We start from the raw sequence: 18405 nt of genomic DNA, 5'->3' as shown, positions 1-18405 counted from the left end.
CGTCAGTGGGCTTTATTTCTCCGGTCTCCGGATCAACTCTGCCAATTAAAGTCCGTTTGCACCTTGGCATCTTTGTTTCCTTATCCCAATAAGACTTGGATTCATAAGCATAAGTAATGCCTGATCGCTTGTCAGTTTGATACACAATAGACATAATTAACCTCCTTAGATAGATATGTGTATATCATAACGCATATCTATCTATGATGCAATAAAAAATGCTGAAAAACTCAGTATTTTTCTGCGTTTTTCAGCATTTGTTTATAGGATTATTTAGGTATGCGTTCAGGAGTGCCTGGCTAACAACTGAATTGTAACGCAGAGTATTTTGAAACCTTTTTCTTCCAATGTTCGTCAACTTCTGATTGCACGCGATTTAATAAATCAATCTCATCATGTATCAGCTTAAACATGTCCTTTAATTCTGTCCTGAACATCTCCGGATTAACATATCCAGTATTTACAAGTTTGGCAATCTGGTTAATATTGTTACCAATTCTATCCAATTGATGTCTGATTTGTGCTAGTGCGTGCTTTTCGTCATCTATTATAATTCTCATTGTTACTTTTCTTTGAAATACAGACCAGCGGATAAACTCAGATTCTGTCATTTCAAAATCATCTGCAAGAGCTTGTAATTTTAAAAGCTCTGCTTCAGTTAAACGTATATGCATGTCTTTAGTTCTATATCCATATGCTGTTTGTCTTTTCTTATTTTTCGTCATTTCCTTTTCTCCAATATTCTCAAAAATAGCATTTTTCTTTTTTTGTTTTTCCTGCGAACACAATGTGAGCCAATCGAGGGTTTGGGGAATCGGAATCCCCAATAGTTTTGCGTAAGTTAAGAGAGTGGCAAATTCTTTTGCAAGATGCCTGTGGATACACAGGCGAATCTTGCTCTTGTCTTTTAAAGCTGTTTTTTCACCTGTTTTCGATTGTCACTAATGAAATTGCTTCAATATCTACTTTTAATTGTGGGATATGATAGTTCAGGAGCTTTGCCAAAATCTCTATATTTTTTTCATCAATGTTTTGTTCGATTGCGTTAAGAAGTCTCTTAACTCCGTTTTTCTTTTCCTGCATATTTTTTTCTCCTAAAAGATGGTAAAAATCACAGACTCCCTTACGAGAGTCCATGATTTTTTACATATTCATACATGCTGTGATTTACATTTTGGTTGATACTATTTTCCATTGTCTGCATGGACCTGTACAAAGCCGTTATCAGATAAGATCTCATGTTGCCAATTTGACTATGTGTTTTATCTAAGCAATCCATTACATACTCGACATGCTCATATCTGAGTTTAAGAAATACAGACTTAACAACCTGTGATGGATAATCTTCTCCACCAATTCTCACAAAGTTGTTTGTCGTGTTTACTACATCACAGATAATCTCATATATTTCATCCAATCTGTTTTTTTCACTGTCACATGCAAGTCTGGATCTCATACTGTCATAATCAAGATTATCTCTTATAATTTCACGATACATGCTTATTTCTTCAACCCTATCCATCTGATCTATGTCAGTATTGTTCCATGAACCATTTCCCTGATAGATAGGATTGATGTAATCTTTAGTAGTAGTCTCTGTAGTAATCTTTGTATTAGTGGTACCCTGCAGGTCACCACCCTCTGTCGTATAAGGAACCAGGGTAGTTCCCTGAGGGGCAGAGGGTAATGCCCTACAGGGCACACCCCAAAATGACCTATGAGGATATGTAATCTCTTTTAACTTTTCGGGGACTAATTCAAGATACATACTGTTATATAGCTTTATTCCGTCCTTGGTTGTTTCATTCCTCAGATGCTTACGTATCACCCCAATATCGCATAGATATTCGATTGCAAGTCTTGCCTGCTTCTTTGTAACTCCATATTGTTCTTCTATTTGCCGATAGCTGCGTTGTAGAAGGTCTTTTTTGAATTTTTTCTTGTATCCAATAAGCGCACCTGTCCCTTCATCTCTTATTTCTTTTGCTCTATACCAGTAAACGATGTCACTAAGTATTTCTATTGCCAAGAGCATAGGCTTTCCGCACTCATTTCTCATGGTCTTGAACCATATCGAAGGAACTATATTTCCAGTCAAATTCATCTCAGATACTTCATCTACGATTGCATTACCGGTTGAAAATGCAATATCCAAAACTTTTTCTCCCTTGCATATTTAATTGATTATTACCAGGGAGCTTTGCTATACTATATTTGCGAGATAGAGTATAGTTTAAGCTCCGGCTTGACTGCTCTTGATGCCCTGGCTCATGTCGGGGCATCATCTTTTTTATTTCCCTTTTCTCGAAGATTATCAAGCATTGTAGCAACTTTCTTCTGCTCGCTGGGATAAAGATGGCCATAGGTGTTAAGTGTCACCTTGATGTCTTTATGTCCCAGCCTCTCTTTTATTATCAGTGGCTGAACCCCCTGATTGATTAGATAGGCACAATGACTATGTCTAAGATCATGCACTCGTATTTTCTTTACTCCGGATTTTTTTATGTGCCTTTCCATAAGATTCTGCAGTGCTTTAGCAGTATTTGGAAATAATCGCTCATCATTTGGGAAGCAATACAGTTTCTTGTAATAATCTTTTATCTCATCTACAAGAAAGGCTGGCAGATCTATTGTCCTAATGGAATTTTTTGTCTTAGGTGTTGTTATGATGTCCTGACCATTAATTCTGTAATAGGTCTTGCTAATGCTTAGCAAAAGCTGATTTGTATCTATATCGCTTTTTGTAAGCGCCAGCAGCTCCCCTTCACGTATTCCCGTCCAAAATAGAATTTCAAACATTAGTCTGTGCTGTGAACCATCTTTAAATGTTGATATGAAGTCCTCATATTCTTCCAAAGTCCAGAATGTCAGGCTTCTGCTATCTGAATTTCCCATCTTCTTTACTCTTTTGCAGGGATTGTTCTTTAGCCCATATATTCTCTCTGCGTGCGTAAACAGCGCTGTAAGCTGATTCTGTATCATTCTTAGATAGGATTCTGAGAAATTGTTTGTTTCCTGTATCTCATTCTGCCACGCAATAACATCAGCTGCCGATATCTCATTCATCGGCTGTTCCCCAAAGAAGCTGACAATATAAGCATTCATCATATATTTTTTGTTTTTCTTGCTTCTTTCCTTGAGTTCATTTTCCTTGTCCTTGAAATAGACTTTAACAAACTCTTTTAATTTCATTGACATGTCAGCCCGAGACACAAGTTTAAACTGCGATTCAAACTCTACGGCTTCTCTCTTAGTAGCAAAACCACGCTTATGTTTCCTTTTAGGAGCTCCTGTCCAATCCTTATAGTGAAACGAGCAGGACCAGGAGCCATCTGTTTCTCTAAATGCTGTCATTCTCCCTCCTTACATCGCAACCGGCTCACTATTGTAACCGTAAAACTTAGTTTCCCAATACGCTCTAGGAATTTTTCCTGCCACAACTATGAACCCTTTTCTTGACAATTCATCGTTGAGCTCTCTGATTACTTTGTAAGCATGTCCTTTAGATACACCAAGTTCTTCAGAAACTTCTTCCACTCCGATCATGTAATTGGTTTTCATGAATACCTCCTTTTATGCTTTTTACTAATTATATTTATTATGCTTTCATGCATCCAACTATATCATCATATTATTCTCTTGTAAAGTATTTTTGATTATGCTTTTGTATAATATTCGTATCTTTTATATTATTTCCTATTATGCTTTTGAATAATATGATAAAATACATAATGTATTACTAATACAATACGGAGGCAAGAACATGGGCGATGGCAAGAATTTAAAAGAGCTTCTTCAGAAGCAAGGAAAAACTGTAAAGGAGCTTTCCAAAGCTACAGGAATAAAGACTACAACTTTGTATTCCATAATCCAAAAAGACTCTAATATCAGATTTGATTATGGACTTAGAATTGCAAATGAACTTAACGTTGATGTAAATGAAATATGCTTATACAGCCCTTTTTCAGGTGATCTTACAGAGGATGAAATATACATGACTGTTAAGGATCCTACCGGAATCCTTGATGCATCACGTGTTAAAACATATTTGCTAAACTCGATGTATCCTCTTATGAAGCTATATGGTAAAAATGCAATGCCGGATCTCGACCATATATGCACTTCTTTTTATCAGCTTGATGATGAGGGAAGAAAAGCAGTTGTTGATATAATTGAAACTATGCTAAAGATTCATAAAGACCCTCAAAGGGCGGAAGAAGTAAAAAATATAAAAGGTTGGTAACAATTATAGAACTTATACATTACTATAATGCATCATTCTATCCCGCTGGTACCTGTAGCATAAAAAAAGGTACCAAAAAGGTACCAGAAACGAATTTAAAGCATCTAGTTTTCAATTTATGTAAGTAAAAAGGCTTCCGAGAAAAATCTCGGAAGCCTTATATTTACTGTGATTGAAACAGTTAAGTAAGAATTACTCTACGATTGTAGCAACCTTACCTGATCCAACTGTACGTCCACCCTCACGGATAGCGAACTTAAGACCCTGCTCCATAGCGATTGGGTGAATAAGCTCGATGCTCATTGTTACGTGGTCACCAGGCATGCACATCTCAACACCTTCTGGAAGGTTGCAGACACCTGTAACGTCAGTTGTTCTGAAGTAGAACTGTGGTCTGTAATTTGTGAAGAAAGGAGTATGACGACCACCCTCGTCCTTTGTAAGAACGTAAACCTCAGCAGTGAACTTTGTGTGGCAAGTTACTGTACCAGGCTTTGTGATAACCTGACCTCTCTGGATACCATCACGATCAACACCACGAAGAAGAAGACCAACGTTATCACCAGCTTCGCAGAAATCCATAGTCTTACGGAACATCTCGATACCTGTTACAACAGACTTAGATGTCTCTTCCTTGATACCAACGATCTCGATTTCTTCGTTAAGTTTAAGTGAACCTCTCTCTACTCTACCAGTAGCAACTGTTCCACGTCCTGTGATTGTGAATACGTCCTCAACAGGCATAAGGAAAGGCTTGTCATTCTCACGAGTAGGTTCAGGAATGTATGAATCAACTGTATCCATAAGTTCCATGATCTTATCGCCCCACTCAGACTTAGGATCTTCAAGAGCCTTAAGAGCTGAACCACGAATGATAGGTGTATCATCTCCAGGGAACTCATACTCTGTAAGAAGGTCTCTGATTTCCATCTCAACGAGGTCAAGAAGTTCAGGATCGTCTACCATATCGCACTTGTTCATGAATACGATGATGTAAGGTACACCAACCTGACGTGAAAGAAGAACGTGCTCCTTTGTCTGAGCCATAACACCATCAGTAGCAGCAACAACAAGGATTGATCCATCCATCTGAGCTGCACCTGTGATCATGTTCTTAACGTAGTCAGCGTGGCCTGGGCAGTCAACGTGAGCATAGTGTCTCTTCGCTGTCTCGTACTCGATGTGAGCAGAGTTGATTGTGATTCCTCTTTCCTTCTCTTCAGGAGCCTTATCGATCTGATCGAATGCTACTGCAGGGCTGAATCCTCTATCAGCAAGTACTGCTGTGATAGCAGCTGTAAGAGTTGTCTTACCATGGTCAACGTGACCGATTGTACCAATGTTAACGTGTGGTTTAGTTCTGTCAAACTTAGCTTTTGCCATTTCTAAATATCCTCCTTAGTGAAATGTTAATAAACATTTACATACATAATTTAACCGACTATATCGATTATATTAAATGTTTGCCGCTAAATCAAGCAAAAAACTTGATTTAGTCGGCATTCATTTACTTTTTTTCATCAATTTCCCTTATTAGAAAGGACTTTTTCCTGAACATTCTTAGGAACTGGAGCATACTTCTCAAAGAACATTGAGTAGTTACCACGTCCCTGTGTTCTAGAACGAAGGTCTGTAGCGTATCCGAACATCTCAGCAAGAGGCACATGTGCTCTTACAATCTTTCCACCGCCGAGATCATCCATACCTTCAACCTGTCCACGACGAGAGTTAATGTCACCGATAACGTCTCCCATGTACTCTTCAGGCATAGTAACCTCAACCTTCATGATAGGCTCAAGAAGTACAGGAGCACCCTTAGCCATAGCATCCTTGAATGCCATTGATCCAGCGATGTGGAATGCCATTTCTGATGAGTCTACTTCGTGGTAAGATCCATCATAAACTGTAGCATGAACACCAACTACTGGATATCCGCCAAGTGTACCAGCCTTCATTGCCTCCTCGATACCTTCGCTGATTGGCTGGATGAATTCCTTAGGAATAGCACCACCAACAACTTCGCTATCGAACTGGTAAAGGTTGTCGCCGTTAGCATCCATAGGCTCAAAACGAACCTTACAATGTCCGTACTGACCACGTCCACCAGACTGTTTAGCATACTTAGACTCAACATCTACAGCCTTAGTAAGAGCTTCTCTATATGCAACCTGAGGAGCACCTACGTTAGCCTCAACCTTATACTCTCTAAGAAGTCTATCAACGATGATATCAAGGTGAAGCTCACCCATACCAGCGATGATTGTCTGACCTGTTTCAGGGTTTGTATGAGCTCTGAATGTAGGATCTTCTTCAGCAAGCTTCATAAGAGCCTCATCAAGTTTCTGCTGACCAGCCTTAGTCTTAGGCTCGATAGCAAGCTCAATAACAGGGTCAGGGAATTCCATAGACTCAAGGATAACCGGATTCTTCTCATCACAAAGTGTATCACCTGTAACTGTATTCTTAAGACCAACAGCAGCTGCGATATCACCTGAGTAAACCTTCTCAAGGTCAGAACGCTTGTTAGCATGCATCTGAAGAATACGTCCAAGACGCTCCTTGCTGTCTTTTGTACTATTAAGTACGTATGATCCAGAATTAGCTGTACCACGATATACACGGAAGAATGCAAGCTTTCCTACGAATGGATCGCTGACAATCTTAAATGCAAGTGCTGCGAATGGGCCATCATCTGTTGACTCAACCTCAACTTCATTGCCATCCATATCTGTTCCCTTACATGGAGGGATATCAAGTGGTGAAGGCATGAACTCGATAATAGCATCGATAAGTTTCTGGATACCTCTGTTTCTGTGAGCAGAACCACAGCAAACAGGGAATGCCTTACATTCGCAAGTTGCCTTACGAAGTGCAGCCTTAAGAGCATCTACAGAAGGCTCATTACCTTCAAGATACTCCATCATAAGATCTTCATCAAGATCACATATCTTCTCAACGAGTTCTGAATGATAAAGTTCAGCATCATCCTTAAGATCAGCAGGGATCTCACCGATAGTAACATCCTCACCCTTATCATCATTATAGATGTAAGCCTGCATCTCGAACAAGTCGATGATACCCTGGAACTGATCTTCAGCTCCGATAGGGATTTCGATCATGATAGCGTTCTTTTTAAGTCTGTTACGGATCTGTTCAACAGCTCCGAAGAAGTTTGCTCCGATGATATCCATCTTATTGATGAATGCCATACGAGGAACATTAAATCCATCAGCCTGACGCCAAACGTTCTCAGACTGTGGCTCAACGCCTTCTTTTGCGCTGAATACACCTACAGCGCCATCAAGTACACGAAGTGATCTCTCAACCTCAACAGTAAAGTCAACGTGACCAGGAGTATCAATGATGTTGATACGATGCTCAAGAGCACCTGGTTTAACTTTACCATTCTGCTGAAGTGTCCAGTGGCAAGTTGTAGCTGCAGATGTGATTGTGATACCTCTTTCCTGCTCCTGTTCCATCCAGTCCATAGTAGCAGTACCTTCGTAAGTCTCACCAATCTTATAGTTTACACCGGTATAATAAAGAATTCGCTCTGTAAGAGTTGTCTTACCAGCGTCGATATGAGCCATAATACCGATGTTTCTGGTTCTCTCCAATGGGTATTGTCTATCAGCCAAAGGTTCTTCCTCCTAAATAAATATAAACGAAACTCTCACCAATAGATTAGAATCTGTAGTGTGAGAATGCCTTGTTTGCCTCTGCCATTTTGTGCATGTCTTCTTTTCTCTTTACAGCTGCACCAGTATTGTTGTATGCATCCATAATTTCTGAAGCAAGTCTATCTACCATAGTCTTCTCGCCTCTAGCACGTGAGAAAGTTACAAGCCAACGAAGTGCAAGAGCCTGACGTCTGTCTGGTCTAACCTCGATAGGTACCTGATATGTAGCACCACCAATACGTCTAGCTTTAACCTCAAGAGCAGGCATGATGTTATTCATAGCTCCCTCGAAAATTTCAAGAGCAGGCTTACCAGCCTTCTCCTCTACCTGTGCGAATGCACCATATACGATTTTCTGAGCAACACCCTTCTTACCATCAAGCATTACCTGGTTAACAAGCTTAGTAACAACCTTGTTATCGTATAAAGGATCCGCTAATACGTCACGTTTTACAATATGTCCTTTACGCGGCACGGTTCTTCCCTCCTTTAGAATTGCAATGATCAGTAAAGCTCACTGCTTACTATAAATCATCGGTACTCACTAATTTAGTGTACGTGCGGTATATTTACTACTTTATATATCTGTATATATAGAATAGAACACCAACACCGTTAAAAAATTAGATTTGTTAATAAATTACTTTGACGCCTTTGGTCTCTTAGCGCCGTACTTTGAACGAGCCTGTTTTCTGTTGGCTACACCTGCTGTATCAAGAGTACCTCTGATGATGTGGTATCTTGTACCAGGTAAATCCTTAACTCTTCCACCACGGATAAGAACAACGCTGTGCTCCTGAAGGTTATGTCCCTCACCAGGAATATAGCTTGTTACCTCGATGCCGTTTGAAAGACGTACTCTGGCAATTTTTCTCAGAGCAGAGTTAGGCTTTTTAGGGGTTGCAGTCTTAACAGCTGTACAAACACCACGCTTCTGTGGAGAAGCTGTTGCAGTAGCTTTCTTGTGTAAAGAATTGAAGCCTTTCTGCAAAGCAGGTGCTGTAGACTTCTTAACAGATGTCTGACGACCCTTTCTAACTAACTGGTTAAATGTTGGCATTCTTTTTACCTCCTATTTTGATAAAAACACTTGGGCGAATACACCCTAAATATATGCATATAGCAAAGGGGCATAGTTACCCCTTTGCTTACACACGCAATTAAGAATTATAAATACTAATATTTCAGTTGTCAACTAATTTTTTTGACTAACCTTTTACAATAACTTATCAATCTTCATCTGAAACTGATACTTCATCATCGATATCGAAATCAGAACTATCAATAAGATCATCATCAAAATCTCTTCTATTTTTCTTAAGAATAAGTTTCTCTGGATCTTTGAAATTTGCATCCGTATTAAGAGCTATATTTCTATATCTCTTCATACCTGTTCCGGCAGGAATCAGTTTACCGATAATAACGTTTTCCTTAAGTCCAATAAGTGGATCAACCTTACCCTTGATAGCTGCATCTGTGAGAACCTTTGTTGTCTCTTGGAATGATGCCGCTGAAAGGAATGAGTTCGTAGCAAGGGCTGCCTTAGTGATACCAAGGATTACCTGCTTACCTTCTGCAGGTCTCTTTCCTTCATTAGTAAGTGCTTCATTAGTATCTTCAAAATCAAGTACATCTACAAGAGTTCCTGGAAGGAAATCTGTATCTCCACTCTCATCGATTCTTACTTTCTTAAGCATCTGACGTACAATGACCTCAATATGCTTATCACAGATATCAACACCCTGCAGACGGTATACTCTCTGAACTTCTCTTAAGAGATAATCCTGAACTGCACGGATACCCTTAATCTTAAGAAGATCATGTGGGTTAACTGAACCTTCAGTAAGTTCATCACCTGCTTCAATTGTCATTCCATCCTGAACTTTGATACGTGATCCATAAGGAATGAGGTAAGCCTTTGATTCACCAGTTTCATCGTTAGTCACAATAACTTCACGTTTCTTCTTGGTGTCTCTGATTTCTACCTTACCATCAAGTTCAGAAATAATAGCAAGTCCCTTAGGCTTTCTAGCTTCGAACAACTCTTCTACTCTAGGAAGACCCTGTGTGATATCACCACCGGCAACACCACCAGTATGGAATGTTCTCATAGTAAGCTGTGTACCAGGCTCACCGATTGACTGAGCAGCGATAATACCAACTGCCTCGCCGACCTGAACTGCCTCACCTGTTGCCATGTTAGCACCGTAACATTTAGCACAGATACCGTTGTGTGAACGGCAAGTAAGTATTGTACGAATCTTAACTGCCTCTACAGGCTGTCCCTTAGCATTAACGCCTACTGAAAGGATCTTAGCTGCACGTGATGGAGTGATCATATGATTCTTCTTAACGATCACATTTCCATCTTTATCTTTAATAGTCTCACATGAATATCTTCCTGTGATTCTATCCTTTAATGGCTCAATTGTTTCCTTACCATCCATGAATGCTTTAACAGTCATTCCAGGAATAACTTCCTTATCTGCACTGCAATCTATGTCACGGATAATAAGTTCCTGTGATACATCGACCATTCGACGTGTAAGGTATCCTGAATCGGCTGTACGAAGAGCTGTATCTGACAGACCTTTACGAGCACCATGAGCTGACATGAAGTATTCCAAAACGTCAAGACCTTCACGGAAGTTTGACTTGATAGGAAGTTCGATTGTACGACCTGTTGTATCAGCCATAAGTCCACGCATACCAGCCAGCTGTTTGATCTGCTGGTTACTACCACGGGCACCTGAGTCAGCCATCATGTAAATGTTGTTGTACTTATCAAGACCGGCAAGAAGCTCATCAGTAAGCTTTTTATCTGTTTCCATCCAAGTATCAACTACTGCACGATAACGCTCTTCATCAGTAATAAGACCACGACGATAGTTAAGCGCAATCTTATCAACTGTAGCCTGTGCTTCATCAAGCATTTGCTGTTTCTGCTTAGGCACTGTCATATCAGCAATAGAAACAGTCATAGCTGCACGAGTTGAATAGTGGTAACCTGTAGCTTTGATCTTATCAAGAACTTCTGCTGTAGCAAATGTTCCGTGTGTATTGATCATAGCAGTTACGATCTGCTTAAGCTGCTTCTTACCTACCATGAAGTCAACTTCGAGCTTAAATGTATTTTCAGGAACTGATCTGTCTACAAAACCAAGATCCTGAGGAATGATCTCATTGAAGAGGAATCTTCCAAGTGTGGACTCAACAATACCTGTCTGAACTTCGCCATCAGCATTTGTTCTGTCCATTCTGATCTTAACTCTTGTCTGCAGTGTGCAGTATCCATTCTCATATGCAAGAATAGCTTCATCAACGCTCTTGAAGAACTTACCTTCTCCAAGTGCTCCAGGTCTCTCCTGTGTCAAATAGTAGATACCAAGTACCATATCCTGTGTAGGAACGTTAACTGGGCCACCATCTGAAGGCTTAAGAAGGTTGTTAGGAGCAAGCATAAGGAATCTACACTCAGCCTGTGCCTCTACTGAAAGAGGAAGGTGTACAGCCATCTGGTCACCATCGAAGTCGGCGTTGAAAGGTGTACATACAAGTGGGTGAAGCTTAATAGCCTTACCTTCTACAAGAATTGGCTCAAATGCCTGAATACCAAGTCTGTGAAGTGTGGGGGCACGGTTAAGCATAACCGGATGCTCTTTGATTACATCTTCAAGAACATCCCAAACCTGCTCATCAAGTCTTTCTACAAGCTTTTTAGCATTTTTAATATTCTGTGATATTCCTCTGGAAACAAGCTCTTTCATAACAAAAGGCTTGAACAGCTCGATAGCCATTTCCTTAGGAAGTCCACATTGATAAATCTTAAGTTCAGGTCCTACTACGATAACTGAACGTCCAGAATAGTCTACACGCTTACCAAGAAGGTTCTGACGGAAACGTCCTGACTTACCCTTAAGCATATCTGAAAGAGACTTAAGAGCTCTGTTACCAGGTCCTGTTACAGGTCTTCCTCTTCTACCGTTATCGATAAGTGCATCAACAGCTTCCTGAAGCATTCTTTTCTCGTTACGTACGATAATATCAGGTGCACCGAGATCAAGAAGTCTCTTCAATCTGTTATTTCTGTTGATAATTCTTCTATAAAGATCATTAAGATCTGATGTAGCAAAACGTCCACCATCAAGCTGAACCATAGGTCTGAGATCTGGTGGGATTACAGGGATGCAATCCATGATCATCCAAGCTGGATCATTGCCAGACTCTCTGAAAGCTTCAACAACTTCAAGACGCTTGATGATTCTTGCTCTCTTCTGTCCGCTGGAAGTATCAAGACCTTCCTTTAACTCCTTATACTCTGCTTCAAGGTCAATAGCCTGAAGGAGCTCTTTGATTGATTCAGCACCCATTCCTGCACGGAATCTGCCGCCCCACTCTTCTCTGGCATCCTGATATTCTTTTTCTGAAAGAACCTGCTTGTATTCAAGTGTTGTCTCACCTGGATCAAGAACTATATATGATGCAAAGTAAAGTACTTTCTCAAGTACACGAGGAGATAAATCAAGAATGAGTCCCATTCTGCTAGGTATTCCTTTGAAATACCAGATATGTGATACAGGAGCTGCAAGCTCGATGTATCCCATTCTCTCACGACGTACGCTGCTCTTTGTTATTTCAACACCGCAGCGGTCGCAGACAACACCCTTATATCTGATCTTTTTATATTTTCCGCAGTGACACTCCCAATCCTTTGTAGGTCCAAATATTCTTTCACAGAAAAGACCATCTCTTTCAGGCTTGAGTGTTCTATAGTTGATTGTCTCAGGCTTTGTAACTTCACCACTATGTGGATCGTTATCAATTCTGTGAGCCCAGCTTCTAATCTTTTCAGGAGAAGCAAGTCCAATCTTAATAGAATCAAATGTCATAGGCTGATAAGTCTGCTGCTGCAAACTGCTTCTTCCGCTAGAAGCTTCATTTATTGCTTTATTCATGGTTGAATCAGACATTCGTAACCTCTTTTCTTTATGTTAAACGCTAATTAACAGTCTCAATTACTCTTCGTCAGATTACTCTTCGAAGTCGTCGAAGTTTTCCTCTGCTTCAAAATCATCATTTGAATTTTCTTCAGCTACAATATCGCCATCTTCATTGAGCTGACCCTGTGAGAATCCATTGGCTTCAAATGACTCCTGACCATAATCACGACCTGCATTATCGCCTTCAATCTCAAAACGATAATCAGAATCTGTATAATCAACGCTTTCCATAATCTCAACTTCTGTATTGTCTTCACGAAGCACTTTAATATCAAGACCAAGTGACTGAAGCTCTTTGAGAAGAACCTTGAAACTTTCCGGAACACCGGGTTCAGGTATGTTATCACCCTTAATAATTGCCTCATAAGTCTTAACACGTCCTACAACGTCATCAGACTTAACTGTAAGGATTTCCTGAAGAGTGTAAGCAGCACCATAAGCCTCAAGTGCCCAAACCTCCATTTCACCGAAACGCTGTCCACCGAACTGAGCTTTACCCCCCAGAGGCTGCTGTGTAACAAGTGAGTAAGGACCGGTTGAACGAGCGTGGATCTTATCATCAACCAGGTGATGGAGTTTGAGGTAATGCATGTGTCCGATAGTTGTAGGTGAGTCAAACTTCTGACCTGTTCTACCATCACGGAGCTGTACCTTTCCATCTGATCTGATAGGAACGCCCTTCCAAAGTTCTCTGTGATCTCTGTTCTCATAGAGATAATCCATTATCTCAGGATGAACAAGATCTTTATATTTCTTTTCAAAATCTTCCCATGAGCTGTTAACATAATCGTTAGCCATCTCAAGGGTATCCTGGATATCAATCTCGTTAGCACCATCAAAGATAGGTGTTGCAATGTTAAATCCGAGAGCCTTAGCTGCAAGAGAAAGGTGAATCTCAAGAACCTGTCCAATGTTCATACGAGAAGGCACGCCCAGAGGGTTAAGCACGATATCAAGTGGTCTACCATTTGGAAGATATGGCATATCTTCTATAGGAAGTACACGGGAAACGACACCCTTGTTACCATGACGACCAGCCATCTTATCACCAACAGAGATCTTTCTCTTCTGAGCGATATAGATACGAACTGCCTGATTTACTCCAGGTGAAAGTTCATCGCCATTGTCTCTTGTGAATACCTTAGCATCAACAACGATACCATATTCGCCGTGAGGAACCTTAAGAGAAGTATCACGAACCTCTCTAGCCTTCTCACCGAAGATAGCTCTAAGGAGTCTCTCTTCAGCTGTAAGCTCTGTTTCTCCCTTAGGTGTAACCTTACCAACAAGGATATCACCGGCACGAACCTCAGCACCGATACGGATAATTCCGCGATCATCAAGATCCTTAAGTGCATCATCACCTACACCAGGTACATCACGTGTGATCTCTTCCGGTCCAAGCTTTGTCTCACGAGCTTCTGCCTCATATTCTTCAATATGAACAGATGTATAAACATCGTCACGAACAAGTCTCTCTGAAAGAAGAACAGCGTCCTCGTAGTTGTAACCTTCCCATGTCATGAAACCGATAAGAGGGTTCTTACCAAGGCCAAGTTCTCCCTGGTATGTTGAAGGACCATCTGCGATAACCTGACCAGCTTCTACATGATCACCCTTGAAGACTATAGGCCTCTGGTTGTAGCAGTTACTCTGGTTAGATCTCTGGAACTTAATAAGATGGAATTCTTCCTTCTCACCATCATCATATGTCATCTGAATAAGCTTGCTGTCTACAAAATCTACAGTTCCGGCTTTTCTTGCAACTACGCAGACACCTGAGTCTACAGCTGCCTTACGTTCCATACCTGTACCTACAGCAGGAGCTTCTGTTGTTAAAAGTGGCACTGCCTGACGCTGCATGTTTGATCCCATCAGCGCACGGTTAGCATCATCGTTCTCAAGGAATGGGATAAGTGCTGTAGCAACTGAGAATACCATTCTAGGAGATACGTCCATGTACTCAAATGATGTCTTAGGATATGAAGAAGTCTCTTCTCTGTAACGACCAGAAACTGTGTTCTTCTTGAAGTATCCATTCTCATCAAGAGGAGTATTAGCCTGAGCTACATGGTAATTATCCTCTTCATCAGCTGTAAGGTACTCAACCTCATCTGTAACCCTTGGGTTAGCAGGATCAGACTGATCAACCTTACGGTATGGAGCCTCAATAAATCCGTATTCATTTACTCTTGCATAGCTAGCAAGTGAGTTAATAAGACCGATGTTAGGTCCTTCAGGTGTCTCGATAGGACACATACGGCCATAGTGTGTATAGTGTACGTCTCGAACCTCGAATCCGGCTCTGTCTCTTGAAAGTCCACCAGGACCAAGGGCAGAAAGACGTCTCTTATGTGTAAGTTCACCCAATGGGTTGTTCTGATCCATAAACTGTGAAAGCTGTGAAGAACCAAAGAACTCTTTAACAGCAGCCTGTACAGGTTTAATATTGATCAGTGACTGAGGAGAAACTTCCTCTGTATCATGTGTAGTCATTCTCTCACGAACAACTCTCTCAAGTCTTGATAATCCGATACGATACTGGTTCTGTAAAAGCTCACCTACGCAACGAATACGTCTGTTACCAAGGTGATCGATATCGTCATCATTACCAATTCCATACTCAAGATGAATATTATAGTTAATAGAAGCGATGATATCTTCTCTTGTAATGTGCTTAGGAATAAGCTCATGCACACGCTTCTTAATAGTCTCAGCAAGTCCTTCCGGATCATTCTTATCTGTGTACTCTTCAAGAATATCCTTAAGAACAGGATAATAAACATTCTCATTAATACCAAGCTGTTCAGGATCACACTCGATAAAGTGAGTAATGTCAACCATCATATTTGAAAGCACTTTAACATTGCGCTCTTCAGACTGAATGAGCACATAAGGAATAGCGCTATTCTGAATTTCTGTAGCGAGAGCACGATCAACCTTTGTACCAGCTGATGCAATCATCTCACCTGTTGTCTCATCAACAACATCCTCTGCAAGGATATGTCCGCTAATACGATTCTTAAAATGAAGCTTCTTATTAAATTTATATCTTCCAACCTTAGCAAGATCATATCTTCTAGGATCAAAGAACATAGCATTAATAAGACTCTCTGCACTTTCAACAGAAAGAGGTTCACCAGGACGAATCTTTCTATACAATTCAAGAAGACCACTCTGATAATCAGTAGAAGAATCCTTTGAGAAGCTTCCCTGAATCTTAGGCTCATCACCAAAAAGTTCGAGAATCTCTTCATTAGATCCAATACCAAGTGCTCTGATAAGTACAGTAACCGGAACTTTTCTTGTTCTGTCTACTCTTGCATAGAACACATCATTAGAGTCTGTCTCATATTCAAGCCATGCTCCTCTATTAGGGATGACTGTACATGCGATAAGCTCTTTACCAATCTTATCGTATGTAATATCGTAATAGATACCGGGTGAACGAACCAACTGGCTGACAATAACTCTCTCAGCTCCATTGATAACAAAGGTACCAGTTGCAGTCATAAGAGGAAGATCGCCCATGAAGATCTCATGTTCAGTAATCTCATCTTTTTCCTTATTATGAAGACGTACCTTAACCTTTAATGGCGCTGCAAAAGTAGCATCTCTCTCTTTACATTTCTCAATAGTATTCTTATTCTTATCAATTTCGTCTTCGCAAAGTTTGAAATCAACAAATTCAAGACTAAGCTTACCACTGTAATCTTCAATTGGAGAGATATCGTCAAAGACTTCTTTCAAGCCTTCGTCAAGAAACCATTGGTAGGAGTTCTTCTGAACTTCAATAAGGTTTGGCATCTCCAGGACTTCCTTCTGGCGCTGGAAACTCATACGAATATTTTTACCAGAGCCGGTAGGATGTAATCTGTTTTTTTCCATTGACATTCACCCCGTTCTTATTTTTTAGTAGTGGAAAAGAGGCATTTTAGAGCACTTTAAAAAAGCGCGCAAAAAAGCCCACCACACCACAATAGTGCATTATCCATAATACATCGAATAAAAATTTGTGTCAAGCATTTTCTTTAAAACATAAATTTGAGTTAAAATGCTAAAAAATCATAGGTTTCATCTTTAGATGAAAGCATATCTGGCAAAGCCAGAATCTTGCGGGCGATTTCCGTTTTTTTGGCAAGAAGTTGTAAATAATACTCATCTTTTCCAACCAATCATACGAAAGAAAAAAACGGCTTACACAAGTTGCCTTGTGTAAACCGCCCATTATGTTTTTCTGATTAAATTCGAAGATCAAAAAATTACTTAAGAGTAACCTTAGCGCCTTCAGCCTCAACCTTAGCCTTGATGTCATCAGCTTCTGCCTTAGAAGCGTTCTCTTTGATCATCTTAGGAGCTCCATCAACGAGTTCCTTTGCTTCCTTAAGACCAAGACCTGTAAGCTCACGAACAACCTTGATAACCTTAACCTTGTTAGGACCAACTTCTGTAAGTTCAACATTGAACTCTGTCTTCTCTTCACCAGCTGCTGCTGCTCCAGGAGCTGCTGCAACTACAACGCCTGCTGCTGCAGATACGCCGAACTCTTCCTCGCAAGCCTTTACGAGATCATTTAACTCAAGAACTGTTAACTCTTTGATAGCATCAATAATTTCTGCTGTAGATAACTTTGCCATTTTATATACCTCCGTATAGTATAATTAAAAATTTATTGTTAAGTTTTTGTTAAGCGAACCGCGCAAACAAATTATTCTGCTGCTGGTGCTTCTGCTGCAGCCTCTTCAGCTGGAGCTTCTTCTGTTGTACCTTCGCCATCTTTTTCAGCAATCTGCTTGATAACACGAGCGAAGTTTGTAATAGGTGACTGCATAGAACCAAGCAATCTTGAAAGAAGAACATCCCTTGAAGGAATTGTTGCAATGTCACTCATTGCAGCAGCGTCGTAGAACTTACCTTCTATAACACCACCTTTAATCTCGAGAGCCTTAGCAGTCTTAGCAAACTCATAAAGAACACGAGCAGGAGCTGCTGGATCTGTTGCAGATACAGCCATTGCGCTAGGACCATTAAGGAGATCCTTAAGCTGCTCAAAATCTGTTCCCTGGAATGCGAAGTTCATCATCGTATTCTTGTAAACCTTATATGTTACGCCTTCTTCACGAAGTTTCTTACGAAGCTCAGTATCCTGTGCAACAGTAAGTCCGCGGTGATCTACAAGTACGACAGCCTGAGCGTCTTTAATCTTCTCTGAAATTTCTTCAACTACAGGCTTTTTTAATTCAACCTTTGCCATCTTTTTACCTCCTTATAGAATTAACCGCCGAAAAAAACCTCTCGAAGACATCGAGAGGTAAAAAGTCAAAATATAACTTTTCCTCGGTAGGCGATTACTCATTATGTTCTAATAGAACACCTACTGTCTTCGGCATATATTATCGTCTTTTAAACGACCTAAAATAAAATATCATAAACAAATACTCGTGTCAACACTTTTCTATTATTTTACGTAATATTTCCATCT

At 40.3% G+C, this 18405-nt stretch carries 14 protein-coding genes and 1 other annotated feature; of the genes, 1 reads left to right on the top strand and 13 read right to left on the bottom strand.

The genetic code is table 11. The features are described from left to right. Positions 1-299: 299 nt before the first annotated feature. The 5 genes from BM146_RS12650 to BM146_RS12635 form a co-directional block, all read right to left on the bottom strand. The gene (locus BM146_RS12650) at positions 300-827 is read right to left on the bottom strand and encodes a plasmid mobilization protein (protein WP_177201660.1); all 528 of its coding nucleotides are present in this window, start codon (positions 825-827) and stop codon (positions 300-302) included. Between the two features lie 94 nt (positions 828-921). Further along, positions 922-1083: a hypothetical protein gene (locus tag BM146_RS19520; RefSeq protein WP_177201659.1), complete on the bottom strand. Its 162-nt coding sequence runs from the start codon at positions 1081-1083 to the stop codon at positions 922-924. A gap of 40 nt (positions 1084-1123) precedes the next feature. Then, entirely contained in the window at positions 1124-2155 is a 1032-nt protein-coding gene (locus BM146_RS12645; RefSeq protein WP_074889591.1) for a DUF6017 domain-containing protein, read from the bottom strand. 113 nt (positions 2156-2268) lie between these two features. Then, positions 2269-3354, bottom strand: a complete 1086-nt coding sequence (locus BM146_RS12640; RefSeq protein WP_074889588.1) for a site-specific integrase — start codon at positions 3352-3354, stop codon at positions 2269-2271. A gap of 9 nt (positions 3355-3363) precedes the next feature. Beyond that, a complete protein-coding gene (locus tag BM146_RS12635; protein ID WP_074889585.1) occupies positions 3364-3561 on the bottom strand; it encodes a helix-turn-helix domain-containing protein in 198 nt (65 codons plus the stop codon). Between the two features lie 202 nt (positions 3562-3763). On the opposite strand from BM146_RS12635, the gene BM146_RS12630 reads away from it, so the two are divergent. After that, on the top strand, positions 3764-4243 hold the full coding sequence (locus tag BM146_RS12630) for a helix-turn-helix domain-containing protein (protein ID WP_074889582.1): 480 nt from the start codon (positions 3764-3766) through the stop codon (positions 4241-4243). Positions 4244-4435: 192 nt separating this feature from the next. Here the strand turns inward: BM146_RS12630 and tuf are convergent, their stop codons facing one another. The 8 genes from tuf to rplJ form a co-directional block, all read right to left on the bottom strand. Further along, positions 4436-5626 carry an elongation factor Tu gene (gene tuf, locus BM146_RS12625; RefSeq protein WP_074889578.1) on the bottom strand — a complete coding sequence of 397 codons (1191 nt, stop codon included), beginning with the start codon at positions 5624-5626 and terminating at the stop codon, positions 4436-4438. A gap of 137 nt (positions 5627-5763) precedes the next feature. Next, positions 5764-7881, bottom strand: a complete 2118-nt coding sequence (gene fusA / locus BM146_RS12620) for an elongation factor G (RefSeq protein ID WP_074889576.1) — start codon at positions 7879-7881, stop codon at positions 5764-5766. A gap of 46 nt (positions 7882-7927) precedes the next feature. Then, on the bottom strand, positions 7928-8398 hold the full coding sequence (rpsG, locus tag BM146_RS12615) for a 30S ribosomal protein S7 (protein WP_022774679.1): 471 nt from the start codon (positions 8396-8398) through the stop codon (positions 7928-7930). A 165-nt stretch (positions 8399-8563) separates the two neighbouring features. After that, entirely contained in the window at positions 8564-8983 is a 420-nt protein-coding gene (gene rpsL, locus BM146_RS12610; protein ID WP_074889573.1) for a 30S ribosomal protein S12, read from the bottom strand. Positions 8984-9152: 169 nt separating this feature from the next. Further along, complete coding sequence (rpoC, locus tag BM146_RS12605; protein ID WP_074889610.1) at positions 9153-12878, bottom strand: DNA-directed RNA polymerase subunit beta'; 3726 nt, start codon at positions 12876-12878, stop codon at positions 9153-9155. A gap of 75 nt (positions 12879-12953) precedes the next feature. Then, positions 12954-16811, bottom strand: a complete 3858-nt coding sequence (locus BM146_RS12600; protein ID WP_074889568.1) for a DNA-directed RNA polymerase subunit beta — start codon at positions 16809-16811, stop codon at positions 12954-12956. 374 nt (positions 16812-17185) lie between these two features. Beyond that, a complete protein-coding gene (gene rplL, locus BM146_RS12595; RefSeq protein ID WP_022774674.1) occupies positions 17186-17560 on the bottom strand; it encodes a 50S ribosomal protein L7/L12 in 375 nt (124 codons plus the stop codon). A gap of 71 nt (positions 17561-17631) precedes the next feature. Beyond that, positions 17632-18177, bottom strand: a complete 546-nt coding sequence (rplJ, locus tag BM146_RS12590) for a 50S ribosomal protein L10 (protein ID WP_074889565.1) — start codon at positions 18175-18177, stop codon at positions 17632-17634. Positions 18178-18197: 20 nt separating this feature from the next. After that, positions 18198-18328, bottom strand: a sequence feature (ribosomal protein L10 leader region). Positions 18329-18405: the final 77 nt, after the last annotated feature.

The organism is Butyrivibrio proteoclasticus (assembly GCF_900115735.1).
In the GTDB taxonomy this organism is placed as follows: domain Bacteria; phylum Bacillota; class Clostridia; order Lachnospirales; family Lachnospiraceae; genus Butyrivibrio; species Butyrivibrio proteoclasticus_B.
Note: the sequence above shows the minus strand (reverse complement) of the source record. Positions and strands in the feature narration are given on the sequence as shown.

Coding starts and splice junctions, on each gene's coding strand:
- BM146_RS19520 (WP_177201659.1), bottom strand. CDS start 1,083: ATGCAGGAAAAGAAAAACGGAGTTAAGAGACTTCTTAACGCAATCGAA.
- BM146_RS12640 (WP_074889588.1), bottom strand. CDS start 3,354: ATGACAGCATTTAGAGAAACAGATGGCTCCTGGTCCTGCTCGTTTCAC.
- BM146_RS12635 (WP_074889585.1), bottom strand. CDS start 3,561: ATGAAAACCAATTACATGATCGGAGTGGAAGAAGTTTCTGAAGAACTT.
- BM146_RS12630 (WP_074889582.1), top strand. CDS start 3,764: ATGGGCGATGGCAAGAATTTAAAAGAGCTTCTTCAGAAGCAAGGAAAA.
- tuf (WP_074889578.1), bottom strand. CDS start 5,626: ATGGCAAAAGCTAAGTTTGACAGAACTAAACCACACGTTAACATTGGT.
- rpsL (WP_074889573.1), bottom strand. CDS start 8,983: ATGCCAACATTTAACCAGTTAGTTAGAAAGGGTCGTCAGACATCTGTT.
- rpoC (WP_074889610.1), bottom strand. CDS start 12,878: ATGAATAAAGCAATAAATGAAGCTTCTAGCGGAAGAAGCAGTTTGCAG.
- BM146_RS12600 (WP_074889568.1), bottom strand. CDS start 16,811: ATGGAAAAAAACAGATTACATCCTACCGGCTCTGGTAAAAATATTCGT.
- rplL (WP_022774674.1), bottom strand. CDS start 17,560: ATGGCAAAGTTATCTACAGCAGAAATTATTGATGCTATCAAAGAGTTA.
- rplJ (WP_074889565.1), bottom strand. CDS start 18,177: ATGGCAAAGGTTGAATTAAAAAAGCCTGTAGTTGAAGAAATTTCAGAG.